The sequence below is a fragment of the Mycobacterium neglectum genome, from assembly GCF_002591975.1.
In the GTDB taxonomy this organism is placed as follows: domain Bacteria; phylum Actinomycetota; class Actinomycetes; order Mycobacteriales; family Mycobacteriaceae; genus Mycobacterium; species Mycobacterium neglectum.
In genome coordinates, this window is record NZ_NVQE01000099.1 from 1 (window position 1) to 1,679 (window position 1,679).

At 66.8% G+C, this 1,679-nt stretch carries 2 protein-coding genes; one reads left to right on the forward strand and one right to left on the reverse strand.

Translation table 11 applies throughout. The features are described 5' to 3' along the window. Positions 1–239, forward strand: a 239-nt coding sequence (locus CSQ99_RS30525) for an IS1096 element passenger TnpR family protein (protein ID WP_141562757.1), incomplete at its 5' end; no start/stop codon positions are given. Positions 240–246: 7 nt separating this feature from the next. Here CSQ99_RS30525 and CSQ99_RS30530 read toward each other — a convergent pair. After that, entirely contained in the window at positions 247–1,569 is a 1,323-nt protein-coding gene (locus tag CSQ99_RS30530; protein WP_052545499.1) for an ISL3 family transposase, read from the reverse strand. Positions 1,570–1,679: the final 110 nt, after the last annotated feature.

Below are 1,679 nucleotides of genomic sequence, written 5' to 3' on the forward strand. Positions count from 1 at the left end.
ATCCACCTTCGGCTCCGGTGTGCCTGGCGGGCAAGATGGCCTGCCCGCCGGAGGATTGTGGTGGCTTGGGCGGCTATGAGGAATTGGCTGCGTGGGTTCGTGGCGGGTACGACCCGCGGGCAACACCGATGGGGCTGGGTGCGCAGGAGATGCGCGACTGGCTGCCCCGAGGCTGGCACCCCGATCGTTTCTCGGTGACCGAGACCAATGACGCTCTGGCCGCGTCGAATATGCGTTGAGGACTCTTCACTGCCGAGGTGCAAGGAGCTGAGTTCGGAAGCCTCCGGTCTCGAGCAGTGACCGGGCGATGTAGTTGGTGAGGTTGCGGAAGCCCAGCGCGGATCCGCGCAGGTGTTCGAGGCGGCCGTTGATCGCTTCGGTGGGCCCGTTGGAGGTGCCGGGGCGGTCGAAGTAGGCCAGCACGTCGGCGGCACGCTTCTTCAGGGTCCGTCCCAGGGTGATCAGTTCGGTCAGCGGCTTGGGAACGCCGGTGCTCAGCGTGGTGATCAGCGCCGCCATCATCGTGCGGCCTTTCGTGCGGTCGGGTTCACGATAGGCGGCCACGGTGCGCTGATACATCTGCCAGGTGGCCTCGACTTCTGCGTGGGCGTCGGCGGCGAACAAGGCGGCCAGCCGGGTGCGCTGGCGGTCGGTGAGCAGATCGGCACCGGTGTGCAGGGTGCGTCGGCAGGTGTAGAGCGGGTCGGACTTGCGGCCGCGGTGCCCACATGTCGCCAGCTGCACCCGGCGGCGGCACTCATCGAGGGCGTTGCCAGCCAGGCGCACCACGTGGAAAGGGTCCATCACCGTCGCCGCCTCGGGCAGTTCCTCGGCGGTAGCGGTCTTGAACCCGGAGAAGCCATCCATAGCAACAACGTCCACGCCGTCACGCCAGTCCTGCGGCCGCTCGGCCAACCAGTCCTGAAACGCCTTTTTTGAGCGACCCTCGACCATGTCGAGCAGCCGAGCCGGACCGGTCCCGTCACGCACAGGGGTGAGATCGATGATGACGGTGACGTACCTGTCACCGCGACGGGTGTGCCGCCAGACGTGCTCATCGACGCCGATCACCGCCACGCCGTCGAAACGGGCCGGATCGGCGATCAGCACCCGTCGGCCTTCTGCCAGCACCGCGTTGTTGGCGGTGTTCCACGACACCGCGAGCGCTTCGGCGATGCGAGCCACGGATAGATGCTGGCAGACAATGGCTTCCAGCGCCCACCGCAGAGCACGCCGCGACAGCTTGGCACGTGGTTCGGCCATCCTGGTGGTGTCTTGTCGCCACACGTGGGCGCAGCCGGCGCACCGGTAGCGACGGATGGTCACCAGCAGTGTGGTGGGGCGCCACCCGAACGGCTCATGGGCCAGAGTACGGGTGAGGCTGTCGCGTGGGATGCCTTCTTCGCCGCAGCGACGACACCACCGGTCCTCGTCGGTCACCCGGCACGCCAGCACAGCACGGCCGGGCTCAAGGCGTTGTCCGGTCACCTGCAGCCCAAGTTCGTCGAGGCGGCAGAAAGTCGTCAGGTCAGCGCAGGCGAAGCCCGCCCGACCGGTAGCGTCAGGCACGTCGAGGTCTTTCGGATGAGGAGTGTAGGAACCCTCATTTTCGAGAGACCTCGACCTCTATCCCGGCAACGACGCGCCAACCACCTCTACACCCTCATCTGTGAAGAGCC